Annotated in this window: 12 protein-coding genes and 1 pseudogene; 11 read left to right on the forward strand and 2 right to left on the reverse strand. The window is 48.8% G+C overall.

Features of this window, described 5'->3' with window-relative positions; all coding sequences use genetic code 11:
• The 3 genes from hpsE to POG22_RS23600 all read left to right on the forward strand — a co-directional run.
• Window positions 1–959 (forward strand): hormogonium polysaccharide biosynthesis glycosyltransferase HpsE (hpsE, locus tag POG22_RS23590; protein WP_498907346.1); only part of this gene is annotated, 959 nt, incomplete at its 5' end.
• Window positions 960–982: 23 nt separating this feature from the next.
• Window positions 983–2,143, forward strand: coding sequence for a glycosyltransferase family 4 protein (locus tag POG22_RS23595; protein ID WP_498907347.1), 1,161 nt, complete (start codon window positions 983–985; stop codon window positions 2,141–2,143).
• Between the two features lie 193 nt (window positions 2,144–2,336).
• The gene (locus POG22_RS23600; RefSeq protein ID WP_498907348.1) at window positions 2,337–3,521 is read left to right on the forward strand and encodes a glycosyltransferase family 4 protein; all 1,185 of its coding nucleotides are present in this window, start codon (window positions 2,337–2,339) and stop codon (window positions 3,519–3,521) included.
• Between the two features lie 97 nt (window positions 3,522–3,618).
• On the opposite strand, the gene htpG is transcribed toward POG22_RS23600, so the two are convergent.
• Window positions 3,619–5,595 (reverse strand): Hsp90 family chaperone protein, encoded by a 1,977-nt coding sequence (htpG, locus tag POG22_RS23605; protein WP_498907349.1) that lies wholly within the window; start codon window positions 5,593–5,595, stop codon window positions 3,619–3,621.
• Window positions 5,596–5,729: 134 nt separating this feature from the next.
• Complete coding sequence (locus POG22_RS23610) at window positions 5,730–6,578, reverse strand: sulfotransferase family protein (protein ID WP_498907350.1); 849 nt, start codon at window positions 6,576–6,578, stop codon at window positions 5,730–5,732.
• A 174-nt stretch (window positions 6,579–6,752) separates the two neighbouring features.
• Between POG22_RS23610 and POG22_RS23615 the strand changes: the two genes are divergently transcribed.
• The 8 genes and pseudogenes from POG22_RS23615 to rpmB all read left to right on the forward strand — a co-directional run bounded on the left by POG22_RS23615 (window position 6,753) and on the right by rpmB (window position 17,909).
• The gene (locus POG22_RS23615; RefSeq protein ID WP_498907351.1) at window positions 6,753–9,761 is read left to right on the forward strand and encodes a glycosyltransferase; all 3,009 of its coding nucleotides are present in this window, start codon (window positions 6,753–6,755) and stop codon (window positions 9,759–9,761) included.
• 42 nt (window positions 9,762–9,803) lie between these two features.
• Complete coding sequence (locus POG22_RS23620; RefSeq protein ID WP_498907352.1) at window positions 9,804–11,057, forward strand: sulfotransferase domain-containing protein; 1,254 nt, start codon at window positions 9,804–9,806, stop codon at window positions 11,055–11,057.
• Window positions 11,058–11,112: 55 nt separating this feature from the next.
• Window positions 11,113–12,711: a tetratricopeptide repeat-containing sulfotransferase family protein gene (locus tag POG22_RS23625; RefSeq protein WP_498907353.1), complete on the forward strand. Its 1,599-nt coding sequence runs from the start codon at window positions 11,113–11,115 to the stop codon at window positions 12,709–12,711.
• Window positions 12,712–12,745: 34 nt separating this feature from the next.
• Window positions 12,746–13,012: pseudogene (locus tag POG22_RS23630) on the forward strand (hypothetical protein); the annotation flags it as partial.
• A gap of 45 nt (window positions 13,013–13,057) precedes the next feature.
• Window positions 13,058–14,563: a sulfotransferase domain-containing protein gene (locus POG22_RS23635; RefSeq protein WP_498907368.1), complete on the forward strand. Its 1,506-nt coding sequence runs from the start codon at window positions 13,058–13,060 to the stop codon at window positions 14,561–14,563.
• A gap of 25 nt (window positions 14,564–14,588) precedes the next feature.
• Complete coding sequence (locus POG22_RS23640; protein WP_498907354.1) at window positions 14,589–16,406, forward strand: ABC transporter ATP-binding protein; 1,818 nt, start codon at window positions 14,589–14,591, stop codon at window positions 16,404–16,406.
• Window positions 16,407–16,452: 46 nt separating this feature from the next.
• A complete protein-coding gene (locus POG22_RS23645; protein WP_498907355.1) occupies window positions 16,453–17,445 on the forward strand; it encodes a glycosyltransferase in 993 nt (330 codons plus the stop codon).
• Between the two features lie 227 nt (window positions 17,446–17,672).
• Complete coding sequence (rpmB, locus tag POG22_RS23650; protein WP_026097996.1) at window positions 17,673–17,909, forward strand: 50S ribosomal protein L28; 237 nt, start codon at window positions 17,673–17,675, stop codon at window positions 17,907–17,909.
• Window positions 17,910–18,122: the final 213 nt, after the last annotated feature.

Here is an 18,122-nt window from a genome sequence, read left to right on the forward strand (position 1 = left end):
CCTCTCCCCCTCCCGACTTCACCGTCGCCATCTGTACTTATAACGGCGAAACTCGTCTTCCCGAGGTTCTCGACGCTCTCCAGCAACAGGAAGGAACGGAGGAAATCGCCTGGGAAGTGTTGGTGGTGGACAACAACAGCGACGATGGCACGCCGGATGTGGTAAACCAGTATCGTAAAACCTGGGGGCGATTGCGATACGTTCGCGAACCGAAGCAGGGAACGGCTTACGCCAGACAGCGGGCGATCGCAGCGGCGAACAGTCCCGATTTGGTGGGATTTCTCGACGACGACAACATCCCGGCGAAAGACTGGGTGCGTCAAGCCTACGAGTTTGGCTGTCAACATCCCGAAATTGGGGCGTATGGGGGAAACATTCATGCCAAATTGGATGAAGAGCCGCCGGAGTATTTCGATCGCCTCAAAATCCTCTTAGCCGTGTACGATCGCGGAGATCGACCCTTTTGCTACGCCCGCGATCGCAAACCTCGCATCGTTCCCGCCGCCCCCGGTTCGGTGGTTCGCAAACAAGCTTGGCGGGATTGCGTTCCCCAGCGACTGCTGTTACAGGGACGAGATGAAAAAAACAAAACTTATATCGGGGCTTGTGAGGATTTGGAAACGCTTTTTTATATTCAAAACAGCCGTTGGGAAATTTGGCATAATCCCAAAATGACAGTGTTTCACCATATTCCTCCCCATCGCCTCGAACGGGAGTATCTCCTCAAAATTTCTCGTACTTCAGGATTGTCGAATCACGCTCTGAGGACTGCCCGACTGTTTCCCAGACACCGTTTTTTAATGGTTTTTACGATTCCATTTTATTGGATTTCAGATACCTTAAAATTAATCATTTTTTGGATAAGATATCAGCATCAATTTTCAAAAAATATTTTTAAGGCTTGTGAATTTCAATCTCGTATCGGTCGATTTTTGAGTCCGTTTTTTATTGTTTTTTAATTAAAACTCTATCGAGAGACGCTATGAAAATTGCTTACGTGACCATGTACGACGTTCTCAATCGCGAAAGCTGGCCGAAAACCCAGTTAGGAATGTGTCAAGCTGGGTATTCCATCGCCCAAAACTTAGAAATATTAGGCTGCGCGATCGCCTACGTGGGAGGACTCCGTAAAAAACCCTCGATCGTGACGAAATTAAAATGGGAATATTATCGGCGATCGCAAAACCGAGATTACTACCGCTGGGCGGAACCTGCGATCGTCAAAGATTTCGCCCAACAGATCGATCGCCAACTCCAAGATCGCGAGTTCGATGTGATTCTCTGCGGAGAGAATGCTCTTCCTCTCACCGATTTAAAAGTTTCTAAACCGCTCGTTTTATGGACAGACGCACCCTTGGCGGCGTTAATTAATTACTATCCTTATTTAAGCAATCTCTGTCAAGAAACGCGAGATAATATTTATACGTTTGAAAAACGCGCTCTCGATCGCTGTCAGAGAGTAATTTACGCCTCAGAGTGGGCGGCACAAAATGCCATCGAAACCTACAACCTCCCCAAACACAAAGTTCGCGTCGTTCCTTGGGGAGCGAATTGGGACGTACCGACAACTCGGCGAGAAATCGAACTAGAAATTTCGCGGCGATCGAGTCAATCTTGTAATTTGTTATTTTTAGGTGTTGAATGGGATCGCAAAGGAGGGGAAATCGCGTTAGAGGTCACTCGAACTCTCAATAACATGGGTTTGAACGCAACGTTGACGATTGCAGGAAGTCCGCCTAAATTGCCCCTTCCTGAATTTGCTAAATATGTCGGCTATTTGAATAAAAATACAAAATACGGACGAGAAACATTAAAAATTCTTCTCGAAACTTCTCATTTTTTAATTCTTCCCACACAAGCCGAATCCTATGGCATGGTATTTTGTGAAGCTCACCAATTCGGATTACCTTGTTTGACCACAAACGTCGGTGGCGTTCCCTCGATCGTGCAACATGGCATTACCGGATTTACGTTTCCTAAAGATGCCGAGATTTCTCGCTATTGCGATGCGATTTTTAAAACGTTTAACGATTCGAGTGGATATTATAAAATGGCGATGGCTGCGTTCGATCGCTATGAAAAACTATTAAACTGGCAAAGTGCCTGTCAAACAGTCAAGAGTATTTTACAAGAATTAATATAAACACCAGATCCCCGGCATCTCAAAGATGCCGGGGATCTAGCCGATACTCCATTCTTTCAACAGCGGTTTAGCCAACCCTGACAAACCCCTCTCTGTGTCCTCTGTGTCTCTGTGGTGAAGACTTCTTGAAACCCAGCTTATCGGCAATCATAAAAGTAAAACTGTCAATGAATTCAAAAAAAACTTAATTTCAATGCCAAATCTCGCCTATTTAACCGAATTCGATCTCACAAACTTTAATCCACAACACTGTCCGAGAGACAAACTAGGACATTGGGGAAAGTGCGATCGCATCTATCGCGCCTTAACCCATCCCAAAACCCCAATCTATCCCGTCGGAAATCTCGATAAAACCCGAGAACGTACCGCCATTCTTCCCAAAGTCAAACGCCGCGTTTATCAAACCCTATTCAAAACTCAATATTTCACCTGGACAGAACCGAAATTCAATCAAAACTATGCCCGACAATTTCAAGAAAAGCTGAATAAATTCAATACAAATATCGATATTCTTTTGACTTCAGACAGTAATCTAATCGCCTATCTCGACAGTCCCAAACCCTTTGCAATTTGGACGGATACCCCCTACGCCGGACTCACCAACTTTTACCCAGCTTATCAAAATCTTTGCCACGAAACCCAAAAACAGCTTTACAACATGGATCGATTGGCGTTAAACAAATGCCAGTGGATTTTTTTCGCCTCGAATTGGGCAGCAAATATCGCTATCAAAACCTATCAGCTTCCTCCCGAAAAAATTCATATCGTTCCCTTTGGCGCAAATTTCGACGTAAACCCTCAACTAAAAGACATCGAAGCGGCGATCGCCTCGCGTCCGCAAACCCCCTGTAAACTTCTATTTCTCGGTGTCAATTGGGTTCGCAAAGGAGGAAACCTCGCTCTCGACGTCGCCAAAACCCTCGATCGCCACGGAATCCCCACCGAACTGACGATCGCCGGATGTCGTCCCCCCAGAGAGACCTCTCTTCCACACTTCGTTCGCTGCGTGGGATTTCTCGATCGCACTATAGAAAGCGATCGTCAAACCCTCGATCGCCTCTTCGCCGAATCCCACTTCTTTATACTTCCCTCCACCGCCGAATGTTACGGCCATGTTTTCTGCGAAGCCAACGGGTTCGGCGTTCCCTGTCTCGCCAGCGATGTCGGCGGAATTCCGACGATCGTTCGCGACGGAATCAACGGAAAAACCTTCCCCCTAGACGCCTCCCCCTCCGACTACTGCGACTTTATCGCCGAAGTCTTCTCCACCCCCAACCGCTATCGCAGCTTAGCATTATCCGCTTTCAACGAATACCAAACCCGCCTCAACTGGGATGTCGCAGCGAAGCGGGTTCGGGAGATTTTGATGAGGAGATGAAGAGGTGGGGTAGGGTGTGTGACGCGGCCGAAAAATTCGGCTGAAATCCGGTCAATGAGACCTTACCGCGTCACGTACCGCCTCCACACAACACCAATTAAACCGCTTTATTCGTCAACTGGGTGAGAACCTGGTTCGATCGCATCACGAACTGCTTCATTCCCTCCGCATCGAAACCTTTCTGAGACATCAACGCCAAATCGTAGACGTGATGACAAATCAAATTCGCCAACTCCGCAGACGGCGAACTTCCCTCAGAAACGATCGCACCCTGACTCAACGACGCTAAATTTTGAATCATCGGGTGAGACGTGTTGACGACCAAAATATGCTCTTCAGGAAACTCCGCTTTTTCCTGTTGCAACATCGCCGTCATATCCCGCAAGCGACGCATGGCTTCCGGTAACAACACCATCGCCGGAGGCGTACCTTGAGGATCGTCGGCTTTCAGCGATTCCGTCCGAATCGTCAATTTCGGCTTGTTCAACGCTTTCTCGAACAGTTCCTTAATCTGTTCGCTGCGGGTTTTATTGGTGTTGGGATCGACGATTTCCGTATCTTTGTCTTGGCTGACGAGATTTTCGTCGAGTTCCGAATCCACCCGAGAAAACTTCACCTCAGAGCGATCGCGTTCCAAATACCCGATGAAGTGAGTGTCGATGAACGAATCGAGATAGAGAACTTCCAAACCTTGGCTTTTATGAAGTTCCACATACGTCGCTTGCGACGCCGGATCGGTGCAGTAATAGACTCGATTTTCGTGGCGTTTCTGATTGCGTTCGAGGTACTCCTCTAACGTGGTGTAAGACTCGCCATCGTAGACGATTCCACCTTCAGCCGAAACATCTTGCCACGCATCTCCTTCTGTTTCCACTTGAACGGTGGGTTTCTCCTCATCGCTACCGCTCAAATTCGCCGTCGTGCGATAAATCAGAATATCTTCGACTTGCTTTTTAAACTTCTCGTCGTTGATATATCCGAACTTGACAAAGGTTCCCAAATCTTTCCAGCATTTGACATACTGGTCTTTGTCTTCCTGGTACAGTTCTTTGAGGCGATCGGCGACTTTCTTCGCGATGAAATCGGCGATTTTGCGAACCTTGCGATCGACCTGTAACGCCGACCGAGAAACGTTGAGGGGAATGTCGGGACTGTCGATGACGCCGCGCATCGGCATCAAAAACTTGGGAACGATTTCCTCGCAATGGTCGCTAACGAAAACCTGGTTGCAGAACAATTTAATATTGCCCTGGGTGACATCGACATCCGGTTTCAGTTTGGGGAAATAGAGAATTCCGTTAATCTCAAACGGGTAATCTGTTTTCAGGTGAACCCACAACAGCGGTTCGTCTTGGAACGGGTACAAATAGCGGTAAAATTCGAGATAATCTTCGTCGCTGAGGTTTTGAGGGGACTTGCGCCAAATGGCTGCTTGTTGGTTGAGAACTTCCCCTTCAAATTCGATGGGAACCGGCATGAAATCGCAGTAGGTTTTCACCAGTTGGCGAACGCGAGAAGATTCTAGATATTCCGTTTCCTCGTCTTGTAACGTCAGGGTCACGGTGGTTCCGACTTCAGTGCGATCGCTGTCCGTCAACTCGAATTCCGGCGAACCGTCGCAAGTCCAGTGAACCGCTTGTGCGCCATCTTTGTAAGAACGCGTGTCGATTTCGACGGTTTTGGCCACGATGAACGAGGAATAAAACCCGAGACCGAAATGGCCGATAATCGGTTGGTCTGCGCCACCTTGATATTTTTGCACGAATTCTTCGGCACTGGAGAAGGCGACTTGGTTGATATATTTTTTCACCTCGTCAGCAGTCATCCCGATTCCTGTATCGGTGACGGAGAGGGTTTTCTTATCTTTATCGACGGTAATGGTAATTTTAGGATTGTCCGTGTCGCCGTCGTATTCTCCCGCAAACGCCACCATTTTTAACTTTTCGATCGCATCGACGGCGTTGGAGACGAGTTCCCGCAAGAAAATCTCATGTGCGGAGTAGAGAGATTTCTTGATAATCGGGAAGATGTTCTCGGTATGGATTGTAATGTTGCCTTTCTCGAGGACAGTCATAGTACCGTTAGATGAAGGTAAACGTTGCTTCGATCTTTATCTTCTGAGATTTTCGGCCGTTGAGCTTCAGGCGTTCTCCGTCCCCATCGATTCGGTTTTCCCCACCTTTTCCTTAAAACGAGGCGATCGCTGCGTTAGGTGTCGGCGTGGCTGGGAGGGGAAGACGGAAGATCGATGTAGAGGTGAGACAGTCCGGCTTCGGCGATGCGATCGAAGACGTATTGCTTTTGGTCGTCATCGAAGACGCGATCGAAGCGATCGGACTTCTGCGGTTGAATGGCTTGAGAGACTTTATGCTTCCATTTTTCGCGATCGCGCAACAGCGACGCGGAAGTCGTTTGGTAGTTCGTCAGCATACTCGGGTCGAAGGGAACCCCCAAAAACTCGCAGAGGGGAACGAGAACGGCTTCGGGATCGCAGACGAGGTCTTCGTAACGCACTAAATAATGATTCTCTTTTTGAGAATAGGTTAAACTCCGCTGTGCCGTTTCGATCCAGCGATCGACGCAGTAGTCTAAACTACTCGCGCCTTTCCACCACTTCGGATACTGACGAGACACTTCGTACATCGACGCCGCAACTTCCGGTCCGTTGCGAATAATATGAATGACTTTTGCATTCGGAACGTAGCGTTCGATTTCGTCGAGATGGTCGATATGTTCGGGCGTTTTTTCGACAATAACGCTTTTTTGAGATTCCCAAGCTAAATCGTGAAGCAACCCAAAAAATACGCGTGTATACCACCCAATCCAACCCACTTTAGGCAACCGCCGAGCCATCTCGGGTCGGTTGAGATCTTTGGTAAAAAAGGCTTCGAGAACGGGGTAGAGTTGTCGGGAAACAATTTTGTATTTTTTTCGCCTCGGTTCTCGATGGGGTTGCAAAAAAATAAAATATTTCGTTTCTGGAAACGACATAATTTTCGGATGAGCCGCCAATAGACTTTGGAGCAGTGTCGTCCCCGATCGCGGACAGCCAACCACAAATACTGTTGGTTTTGCTTTAAAAAAACTTAACATCAAGATCCGAATTTTTCCCGATTTCAATTTATATAATTGCACGTAAGATCGTGGAAGAGTGCATCTTTTAACTTTAACTCCAAGATCTACAGCGAAATCCGAAGAGAACGTGCGAACTTCAACTTGTTTTCTGCCCGCATGACCTTAACGTCTGTCATTATCGCCAGCGATCGCGACGAGATCTCTCTTCTCCACGAGACCCTCGACTCTGTTTTACACCAAACGATCGCCGAGCAGCTCGAAGTGATTCTTCTCCACCGGAAAACCGAGGATAACGGTTCGGACTGGCTCTCCACGATCGACGACTCGCGCGTGCGCGTGGTGTCTGCGGGAAACCGAGATCGGGTCAGTTGTTGGAATCTCGGACTTCGAGAAGTTTCGGGAGACACCATCGCCTTCATTACAGTCGGCGATCGCTGGACTCCGGACAAACTCGAACGACAACTCGACGCCCTCGCCAACCATCCCGAGGCGGAACTCGCCTACAGTTGGGTCGAATTCGCCGACGAAACCCTCACCTGGAAAAACCGCCACCAGGAACTTCAGGGGAACCTCTGGCCGTACCTGCTGGTGTGGGATTTCCTCGAAACCCCCTCCAATCCCCTCGTTCGCAAAACCGCCTTCAACGCCGTGGGAGAGTTCGACGAAAACCTCAACACGGCTGCGGTATGGGATATGGGGTTGCGGTTGGCCCGTCAGTTTCCCTTCGCCTGCGTTCCCCACGTCGATGTGGTTCGTGGAGACTGGGGCGATCGTCGCGACTTGCAACAGTGGGAAACCGACAGTCTCGCCGTCCTCGATCGCGCCTTCGCCGGAGAAACCGAATCGATTCAGTCGCTCCATTGGAAAAGCCAGACCAATCTCTACAAACATCTGGCATACTGGGCGTTTCGCCGTCCGTTCGTTCCCAAAAACCGCGAACTCGCCTCTCGCTATTTGCGCTATCTGGCCGAGAGCGATCCGGCATTTCGGGACGAATCGGAGTTCGTCAGTGCTGCCCTTCTCGCCGCCAACTCGAACTTAGACGAAGATTGGTTGACGGAGGTGGGAAAAACCTTCGATCGCAGCTTTTTTCTCGAGGCGATCGCGCGATCGCCCTACCCGAAAATCTCCGTCGTCGTCCCAGCTTACAACTGCGAAACGACCGTCAGAGCGACCCTCGACTCCCTCTTCAACCAGACCTTTAAAGACTTTGAAGTTCTCGTCGTCGATGACGGTTCGACCGACAAGACCCTTGAAATCTTACGTCTCGTTGAAGACCCGCGTTTGAGGATATTTTCCTATCCCAACGCAGGGCCCTCTGCCACCCGAAATCGTGGGTTCAACCAAACCCTTGGCAAATACATATCATTTCTCGACGCAGACGACCTCTGGATACCCGACAAACTTGCCGCACAATTCAACGCCTTAGAAGCCAATCCCGATGCAGCAGTAGTCTATAGTTGGACAGATTACATTAACGAGGCGGGACAATGGATTCGAGCCGGGAGTCACTTAACCGTCAATGGTGATGTTCTCTCCCACCTGTTGATTGGGGATTTTTTAGAAAACAGTTCTAATGCTCTGATCCGTCGTGAAGCCGTAGAAGCCATCGGTGGTTTTAACGAAGCGTTAATCAGCGCTCCTGACTGGGATTTTTTCCTGCGTCTAGCCGAACGATTTTTATTCATCTGCGTTCCCCAAGCTCAAATCTTGTATCGTTTGAGACTACAATCAATGGCTGCCAACGTCGTCCGTCACGAACGTTACTGCTTAGAAGTCCTCGATCGCGCCTACCGTACCGCACCCCAAGCCTTTCAATCCCTGCAATCGCGGAGTTTGACCAACCTCTATCACTATCTCACCTATCGCGCCCTACAACCCCCCTGGACGGCCGAAACTTGCCAAGCTGTCGTCGGCTTCGTCGAAAAAATTCGCCACCACGACCCCTTTGCCTCCGAATACAGCCATCTCCTCGCCAATATCGCCGCAGCTGCCACGGTTCACAGTAACCTATCCCGTCCCATTGCCCAGCGACTTTACCCCGACACCGATCCGGGGTTTCGTACTGAAGATCTGTTTCAATACACGCGATCGCACCCCTATCCCGCGATCTCGGTGATTATCCCGGCCTACAACGCTGAAGACACCATCGCAGAAACCATCGACACCGTTTTACAACAAACCTTTACAGATTTTGAAATTATCGTCATCGATGACGGATCGAGCGATCGCACCGTCGAAGTGATAAAAAGTATCGACGACCCGCGCGTCAACGTGTTTTCCTATCCCAACGCCGGCCAAGGTGAAAGTCGCAATAGAGGCGCCTGTCACGCTCAGGGAGAATTTTTTGCCTTCCTCGACGCCGACGACCTCTGGACGCCCCACAAACTTGAAGATCTCTATAACGCCATCGTTAAGTGGGAACAACCAAGCGACCCCGAACGGCAATATGAAAACCGCAAACCCGCCGTCGCCTACAGTTGGGTCGATTGGATCGACGAAGACGGCAAGTACATCGCACGGGGATGCGATTATACTTGCAATGGGTACATCTATCCCAAGTTATTGCTGAGTGACTTCATCGCAGGCGGCTCCAACGTTTTAATGTGGCGGGGTGCCTTTTACCAAGTACAGGGATTCAACCCGGATTTCCCACCAGCCGAAGATCGCGATATGTGGCTGCGTCTGGCGGAAAAATTCCATTTCGTCGCCGTCGAAAAACCGCACTTGCGTTACCGCCAAGTTCCAACCTCCCAATCAGCCAACGTCGAACGCATGGAGCGATCGCAGTTACGGGTACTCGCAGCGGCGTTTCGTCGCGCCCCGACGCAACCGCCCTTTGTCGAAGATCCCGATATCCTACCTGCCTACGAGCGACAAACCTACGCCAATTCCTATAAATACCTGACGTTTAAAGCCCTCGATGGCGAACCCACCCAAGCCAGAGGAAAGTTAGCGGCTCGGTTGTTTTGGACGATCTTAAAAAACGAGCCGCAGTTGTGGCAAGAGCGACGGTTTGTCTTAAAGTTTTGGTTGCGAATTGCAGCGACAGCGTTCCTTCCGCCCGCGTGGACGCAACGCATTCTCGATCGCTTTCCCACCTTTCCCAAACTGCATCGCGAACTCTTGTTTTATACCAAAATGGACGCCATCGTAGATAACTAGATTATGGGCAGTCAAAGCATTCACATTTGTACACGATCGATCGTGAGACACAGGATTCGAGAACTCGGGGAACGAATACGGTTTGTCCTGACTGTCTCGTTCCGACCCGCAGCAGCGTATTTGCGATGGGGGCGCTTCCTCGAAGCCGCCCAACGGGAGACACAAGCAGAACTCGCTTATCGCAAAGCACAAATCCACAACCCTAGCGATTTCACGACAACTCGCGCTCTAATCGATTTATTAAAACGGCGAGAGGCTTGGAACGACATCGCAGAGGTTTACCTACAAGCCTTAGCGGCACAACCCAAAAAACGCTGGTGGTACGAAGGTCAGCTTTGGACAACTTTAGAACGTACCGGACAGCTTCCGGCTGCTGCCGAACGGTTACAGAAAGCCGTACAGAACGTCCCCGATAACTTCGTAGTTCGTCTCAACCTCGCTGAAACCCTGACTCGACAGGGCGATCTCGACGGTGCGATCGACTGTTACGAAACCGCCAATCGTATGAAGTTTAAATGGTCGTATCCGAATTTAGTTTGGCGTCCCCAGCAATTTCTCGAACCTCGCTTTATTATTATTGGGGCTGCCAAGTGCGGTACGAGTTCTCTCTACTCGTATTTAGCCGCACATCCCAAGGTCTTGCCTGCAGCCGTTAAGGAAATTAATTTTTGGTCGCAACGGTTCGATATTCTGAGAGAGAGCCAGCCCGATCGAAGTTTAACTTGGTATCTGGCGCATTTCCCCGCCGTCGCTGAAACGGAAGGATTTGCCACCGGAGAAGCGAGTCCGAGCTACTTTGCCTCTCCAGAAGCCCCTAAACGCTTGTACGAAGCTTTTCCCAAGGTTCGACTGGTAGTTTTACTGAGAAATCCTGTCGATCGAACCATTTCCCAGTATTACGACCGAGTCCGTCGCCACCAAGAACACCGACCTATCGATCGGGCGATCGAAACGAGTTTGTCAGGTCAGTTCGCGACGGAGTCCGAATCCTTTTTAGCAGATATATATTTGCGACACAGTCGTTACAGCGAACTTTTGCGAAACTGGTGGAATTGGTTCCCTCGCCATCAAATTCAGGTGATTCGCAGCGAAGATCTTTTCGAGAGACCTAACGAGATTGCTAACAGCGTATTTGACTTTCTAAATCTGCCGAGTTGTCATAAAAATACGTATCATCAATACAATGCTGGAAGTTATCCAAGCACCGATCGCTCGATTCGCAAACAGCTCATGTCTTACTTTAAGTCAGATATCGAACAACTCGAATTGGATCTCGGTCGAACGTTTCATTGGTAGCGATCCTTCTCAGTTTGAGCGTCTCTCTTCATTCAGCGTCTAATCTATAACACTCATGACTATGCTTCAATTGAAAACCTATCTCAAACATTTTTTTAAGCCAAGGCAAAAGCTTCCCCTCGCCGTAAGATTGCTTTTTTTTCGTTTCGATGTTCGCCTACACCCACGAGATCCCTGGAAAAATTACTATTTAGCGAAAACGCTGTTACAGCTTCGACGTTGGCAGGACGCTGAATTTTATTACCGTCGTGTTACCGAACTCGATAGTTCTATTGCTCTGGCTCATCACGAGTTAGCAGACGTATTGCAGGCACAAAGTCGTTTTTCCGAAGCCGAATTAGCATATCGTCACGCTCTCGAGTGCAACGATCGATTTTTTTGGTCGTATCACAATCTCGGTGATGCACTGCGGAAACAAGAAAAATGGTCTGAAGCCGCTGAGGCTTACGAAAAAGCCTCGCATTTGAATGCCAACTTTTTGCCGACTTACGAAAATTGGAGTCAGGTGGCTGTTCGTGCTCGACGCTGGGAAGATGCGATTCTTGCCTATCGGCGAATTTTAGAATTTCAATCTGATAGCTTTCAAATTTTTTATGATTTGGCAGGATTGCTACTAAGATGCAATCGCACATCAGAAGCAGCCGAGGTATATTTAAAAACGATCGAACTCGATTCAACATTTCCTTGGTTTTACCATCATTATTTTTGGCGAACGCTCGAGGCTGAAGGCAAGCTACAAGAAGCTGTTAATTGTTATCAAAATGCTCTTAAAAAATATCCTGATTCTATGGAGATTTATGTTAACTTGGGAGAAGCACTAACTCATCAAAAGAAAATTCCAGAGGCAATTACGTATTATCGAAAAGGCTTGCGTCGTCAGCTCCAAAACGAACGCCCAGAAGTATTAAAAAATAAATGGGAGCCTGAAAAGATGCGCCAGCCTGATTTTATCATCTTAGGCGCTCAGAAGGCGGGAACTAGCTCTCTCTATTTTTACTTAAGTAAAAATCCCAAAATATTGCCACCACTGCGAAAAGAGTTAGAGTTTTGGTCTTGGAAATTCCATCGCGGAATCGATTGGTATTTATCGCAATTTCCTCCCTTAACACCAGACTCTCAATTTTTAACCGGTGAAGCCTGCCCCGGATATCTTGATTTTCAGAACGCTGCCGAACGTCTTCATGAATATTCACCGAGTACGAAGTTTATTATTTTGCTGAGAAATCCTGTCGATCGAGCTGTTTCCCACTATTACCATTGGATACGTCGCCATCAAGAAGATAGACCCTTCAAAACTGCGATAGAACAAAAGATCGGGGAGATTGAAAAGAAAGGAACGGTTTGGAACCAACATAGCAATTATGTTGCTCGTGGGATATATATTGAATTTTTAAAACATTGGTTCTCTATATTTCCACGAGAAAAATTCCTGATCCTACAGAGTGAAGACTTTTATAGCAATCCCGCCCAAAGTCTCGAGGATGTTGATAATTTTTTAGGCATTCCTGTGTCTACACTTTCGAGCTATAAAAAACACAATGCAGGATCTTATTCTCCAATCGATCCGGGCGATCGAAAATATCTTAGTGATTTTTACAAGTTCTATAACAAAGAACTTGAGGAATTACTAGGTATTCAGCTCAACTGGACTTGATAGATTTTTTGTTGTTACAAAAAAAATAAAAATCGTGACTTTCCAAAAAATTAAATTTCACAGCTTAAAATTTCTGTACGATACAGCAATTTTAATCAGATATAAGCCTTCACTTTTTTATCAAAAGCTTGGAAAGCTTTGGCATGAAATTGGAGAAGTAGAACGCGAGATCGAAGCTTATCGCCATGCCAGTCGTATCGATCCCCAAAATGCTGAATTACATCGTTATTTGGGGGACTTATTTTCTCGGAAGAAGCAATGGCATGAAGCTGCACAGAGCTATAGAGCTGTAACTCAGATCGATCCTAACGATTTTCAGACTTATCAGAATCTTGGAGACGTGCTGTTGTCACAACAAAAATGGCTAGAGGCTGAAAAGGCGTATCAAAATGCTATACAACTTAACAGCAATTTATTTTGGGCGCATCAAAAGCTTGGCGATGTACTCATCAAACAAAAAAAGTGGTTAGATGCTGAAAAAGCATATCAAAATGCCATCCAACTTAACGATACATTTTTCTGGTCGCATCAACAGCTCGGACTAGCACAATTCAGACAAGAGAAATGGCAAGCAGCAGAAGTAGCATTCCGTCGCGCCCTTCAACTCAACACTGATATTCCCGCAACCTACGCAAAACTCGGAACAGTTTTGGCACAACAGCAACAGTGGATCGCAGCACTCTCTGCTTACATCGATAGTGAAAAAAGACGCTCGAAATCTAACAGCGAGTATTTAGAAAAACTCATAGAATACCGACAGCAAATCGAACAGCAGTCAGATTCTTGGGAAACTTACCGTAGTCTTTTCTATGACCTTGGAAAACAGAAAATTTGGAAGGGTGCAGTGGCGGCATTTTGGCAAGCCATCAAACGTGAACCCGAGTATGGGTGGTGGCGGTACGAGCGTTTGTGGAAGCTAACTGCTAAATACTATCGTTTGTCGGAATTCGAGCAACACTTCAAAACAAGTATTGCGAACTTCCCCGACAATCTCGATAGTTATCTTAACCTAGCTGAAGTTCTGACTCGCCAAAATCGAATGTCCGAAGCGATCGATTGCTATCGCAGCTTCTCGAAACGCGAAATCTTTAAACGCTATCCCAATCTGCCCCCCGAAACTTCCCTAAAAGCTCCTCGTCCAGATTTTATTATTATTGGCGCTCAGAAGTGTGGCACAACCTCTTTATATTACTATCTCAACGAACATCCAAACCTGTTTCTGTCGCTAAACAAAGAAGTTCATTTTTGGTCGATTAATTATGAAAAAGGATTAGATTGGTATCTCGCGCATTTCCCCCCCGTTCCTGAGTCAGAATATTTGTTGACGGGTGAAGCCAGTCCAACCTATTTAGACTTCCCCCAAGCCGCCGATCGCTTGTCTCGAGAGTTTCCCAACATGAAACTAATTGTCTTGTTACGGAATCCCGCCGATCGCGCTATATCCCACTATTACCATTGGGTGCGACTGGGGAAAGAAGATCGATCGCTCGAAACTGCGATCGAAAGCCAACTTCAAGAGATCTCTAACCTCGATAATTTTTTCGGTTTGCGGGATAACTACATCGCCCGAGGAATCTACCTTGATTTTTTTAAACACTGGATGCAGCTTTTTGCCAGAGAACAGTTTCTCGTTATCGAAACTGAAACATTCGATCGCGATCCTTGCACCACTCTCCAAACCACCCACAAATTTTTAGGTGTTTCTCCCCTTGCCCTTAAAGAATACGAACGATACAACAGTAGCGCCTACAGCTCCAATCACACAGAAATTCGGCAAAAGCTGGCAGAATTTTATCGTCCCCACAACCAAAAGCTCGAATCGTTTCTAGGCACGACCTTCAATTGGTCGTAACCCACCCGTTACCTTCCCGACCTTCATGCGTACCCGTCAGCTCCTACAATTTGAATCTCAGCGCGTCATCCACCTCGGACGGGCGATGCGTATCGTCTGGGAAAGCGGCCCCATCTGGACGATCGCCCGCACCGCACTGACGATCGTTCAAAGCTGTCTTCCCATCACGCGCCTTTACATTATGAAACTGCTCCTCGATGCCATCACCAGTGGCTTCGACGCGAGCAATCCTGAAGCAGCCTTTGCCAAAGTCGCTCCCCTCGTCATCGCGATGGGGGTCGTCAACCTCACCGGCGCGATGTTAAGTTCGATCTCGACCCTCGTTAACCAATACCAACAGCAAGTCGTTTCCGATCGCCTCCTCGAAATCATCCACGACCACGCCCTCAACGTCGATCTCGAACACTACGAAAACCCCACCTATTACGACATCCTCGAACGGGCCCGCAGCGAAGCCAACGGCGTCCCCCTGCGACTGCTCAACCGCCTCCAACAAGTTGGCAGTAACCTCGTCCAACTCGCGACGATGGGCGCGACACTGCTAACGTTTAACTGGTTAGTCGGGATCGTCCTGTTCGTTCCCGTGATCCCGAGAATTCTCGTACGCGTTGCCTTCGTCCGAGAAATTCACCGCTGGTTGAAAAAACGCACCGCCACCCAACGGGAAGCCGGATATTACAACAGCCTCGTTCTCAACGACCAGCACGCCAAAGAAATTCGCCTGTTCGACCTGGGCAAACTCTTTTCCGATCGCTTTCGGCGGTTACGGTGGCGGTTGCGGAAAGAACGCTTAGAAATTACGTTTCGACGCACCACCGCCGACTTCTTTACCACCTTAATTTCAGTCGTCGCAACCTGGGCAGTCTACGCCTACATCGCCTACCAAACCGTTCAAGGTAACATTACCGTCGGTGACCTCGTTCTTTACAACCAAGCCTTTCGCAAAGCTTACGATGCCCTTTGGAACATTCTGCAAGGCGCTGCCGGACTGTACGAAGACAACCAATATCTGTCGTACTTATTTGAATTTCTCAGCATCAAACCCAAAATCGTCGATCCCCCCTACCCCAAACCCGTTCCGCGTCCGATGCAAAAAGGACTGGCCTTCGAGAACGTGGACTTCCATTACCCCGGTAGCGAACGGCAAGCCCTGAAAGACGTTTCTCTAACCCTGCAACCGGGGGAAGTCATCGCCTTAGTTGGCGAAAACGGTTCGGGCAAAACGACTCTGATCAAGCTGCTCTGTCGGCTGTACGACCCAGACGGCGGACGCGTGACCCTCGACGGCATCGACGTCCGCGATTTCACCGTCAAAGACTTGCGGCAGCAAATTAGCGTCATTTTCCAAGATTACGCCAAATATCACCTCACGGCGCGGGAAAACATTTGGCTCGGGAACGTGGACTGTCCCGCCGACGACGAACGGATCGTGGCGGCCGCTCGCCGTGCTGGAGCCGACGAAGTCATTCAAAGTCTGCCTCGCGGCTACGATAACATTCTCGGCAAGCGGTTCGAGACCGGTGAAGAGTTGAGTATCGGTCAGTGGCAAAAAGTCTCGATCGCCCGAGCGTTTTTGCGGAACTCCCAAATTATCGTTCTCGACGAACCCACCTCCGCCCTCGATCCGAAAGCGGAATACGAAGTCTTTAAGAAGTTTCGAGAATTGCTACAGGGTCAGTCTGCCGTTTTAATTACTCACCGACTGTCTACGGTCAGAATGGCCGATTGCATTTACGTCCTCGATAAAGGACGCATCGTCGAAAGCGGACCTCACGAAGTTTTGATGGAACGCCAAGGCATTTACGCGCGACTGTTCGAGACACAAGCGCAAAACTATCGGTAACAGTGCGATCGCGATCGAGCTAGCGCGACAGGACGCGGAAACAGTCATGATTTTAATTTCAGTGGTGATTCCGGTATACAACGGCGAGGCGACGATTCGAGCGACGATCGCGTCCGTTCTCGACCAAAGTTTTCGCGATTTCGAGCTAATTGTTATCGACGACGGCTCTACCGATAACACCGTCGAGATCGTCAAAGCGATCGCCGATCCGAGAATTTCCGTGTTTTCCTATGCCAACGCCGGACAAGCGGAAAGTCGCAATCGCGGCGCGAAGTTAGCCTCGGGAGAGTTTCTGTCGTTTATCGACGCCGACGATTTATGGACGCCAGACAAACTCGACGCGCAACTTCAAGCGTTGAAAGATCGTCCCGACGCTGCGGTGGCCTACAGTTGGACGGCACACGTCGATGAAGGCGATCGCTTTTTTCGCCACGGCCCGCGTCTGAGTTTTGAAGGGAACGTCTACGAAAAACTGATAATTAACGATTTCGTTGGAAGTGGGTCGAACGTCCTCGTTCGCAAATCGGCGTTTTTCGACGTGGGGGGCTTTGAAACCTCGTTTCCTCCTGCCGAAGACTGGGAGTTGTGGGTACGTTTGGCGGCCAAGTATCGGTTTGTCGTCGTACCGAAAGCGCAGATTCTCTATCGGACGTTGACGCGATCGGCATCGTTTAATGTAGCGAAGATGGAAGCCTCGAGTTTGAAAGTCATCGATCGCATTTTTCAAGACGCCCCAGAGTCCTTAAAACAGTTCGAACCCCTGTGTTTGGGACATCGGTACAAATATCTCACGTATAAAGCCCTCGATCTGACCCCCGAACGAAAACGGGCGCGATCGGCGTTTCGGTTTTTAGCCTTGGCCTTATATTTCGATCGCGACTTGTGGCGGCGGCGAGTCGTTTGGAAAGTGCTGCTGCGGACGACCGCCACACTCTTGTTCCCCGAACCCTGGATGCGTCGTCTCGTCGAGCAGTATCCCAAACCGTTCGATATCGAAGCACTCCTGATTCATATGCGCTTTCCCGACGACGTTCGATAGTCCTGTTTTCCTGACAGAACAACCGCATTCACTCCATTTGTAGGGTGGGCAATGCCCACCACACGCTACATTTAGTGTGGTTAACGTTTAATTGCGTAAGTCCAGCCTGACCAACACCGCGAGCCGCTCCGGGGGCGATCGATGATATGATGAGAGACTGGGCGTTTTGTGTCCGAGCGCCACTCGATCGCAGAGTTGACGATAATTTAACTCAGGAGAATAGAAATATGGCTCGCAGATGCCAAGTGACCGGAAAAAAAGCCAATAACGCTTATGCGGTGTCTCACTCTCACCGTCGTACTAAGCGTTTGCAAGAAGCGAATTTGCAATGGAAAAAAATTTGGTGGCCTCAAGGCAATCGCTGGGTGCGTCTGCGCCTATCGACCAAAGCCATTAAAACCATCCAACGTAAAGGTCTGGCGGCCGTTGCCAAAGAAGCTGGAATCGACTTGAACAAGTTTTAAATCGAGCCGAAAACGACCGATTTTAAGCCAATCAGCGTCAATCGAACCGGGTTTTACGATCGGTGAAGCCCGGTTTTGCTGTTACAGGACTTTCCCAGAAAGAAAAAGGGAACCTCACGTGCGATCGCCTCGTCTCGATGCACTAGAACCGCCAGCCGAAACCCTCTCGAAACCACTACGCAAAAGAATACAGAAAAACTCGTAGAAACCCCG

The sequence above is a fragment of the Geitlerinema sp. CS-897 genome, assembly GCF_028368005.1.
In the GTDB taxonomy this organism is placed as follows: Bacteria; Cyanobacteriota; Cyanobacteriia; order Cyanobacteriales; family Geitlerinemataceae; genus Baaleninema; species Baaleninema simplex.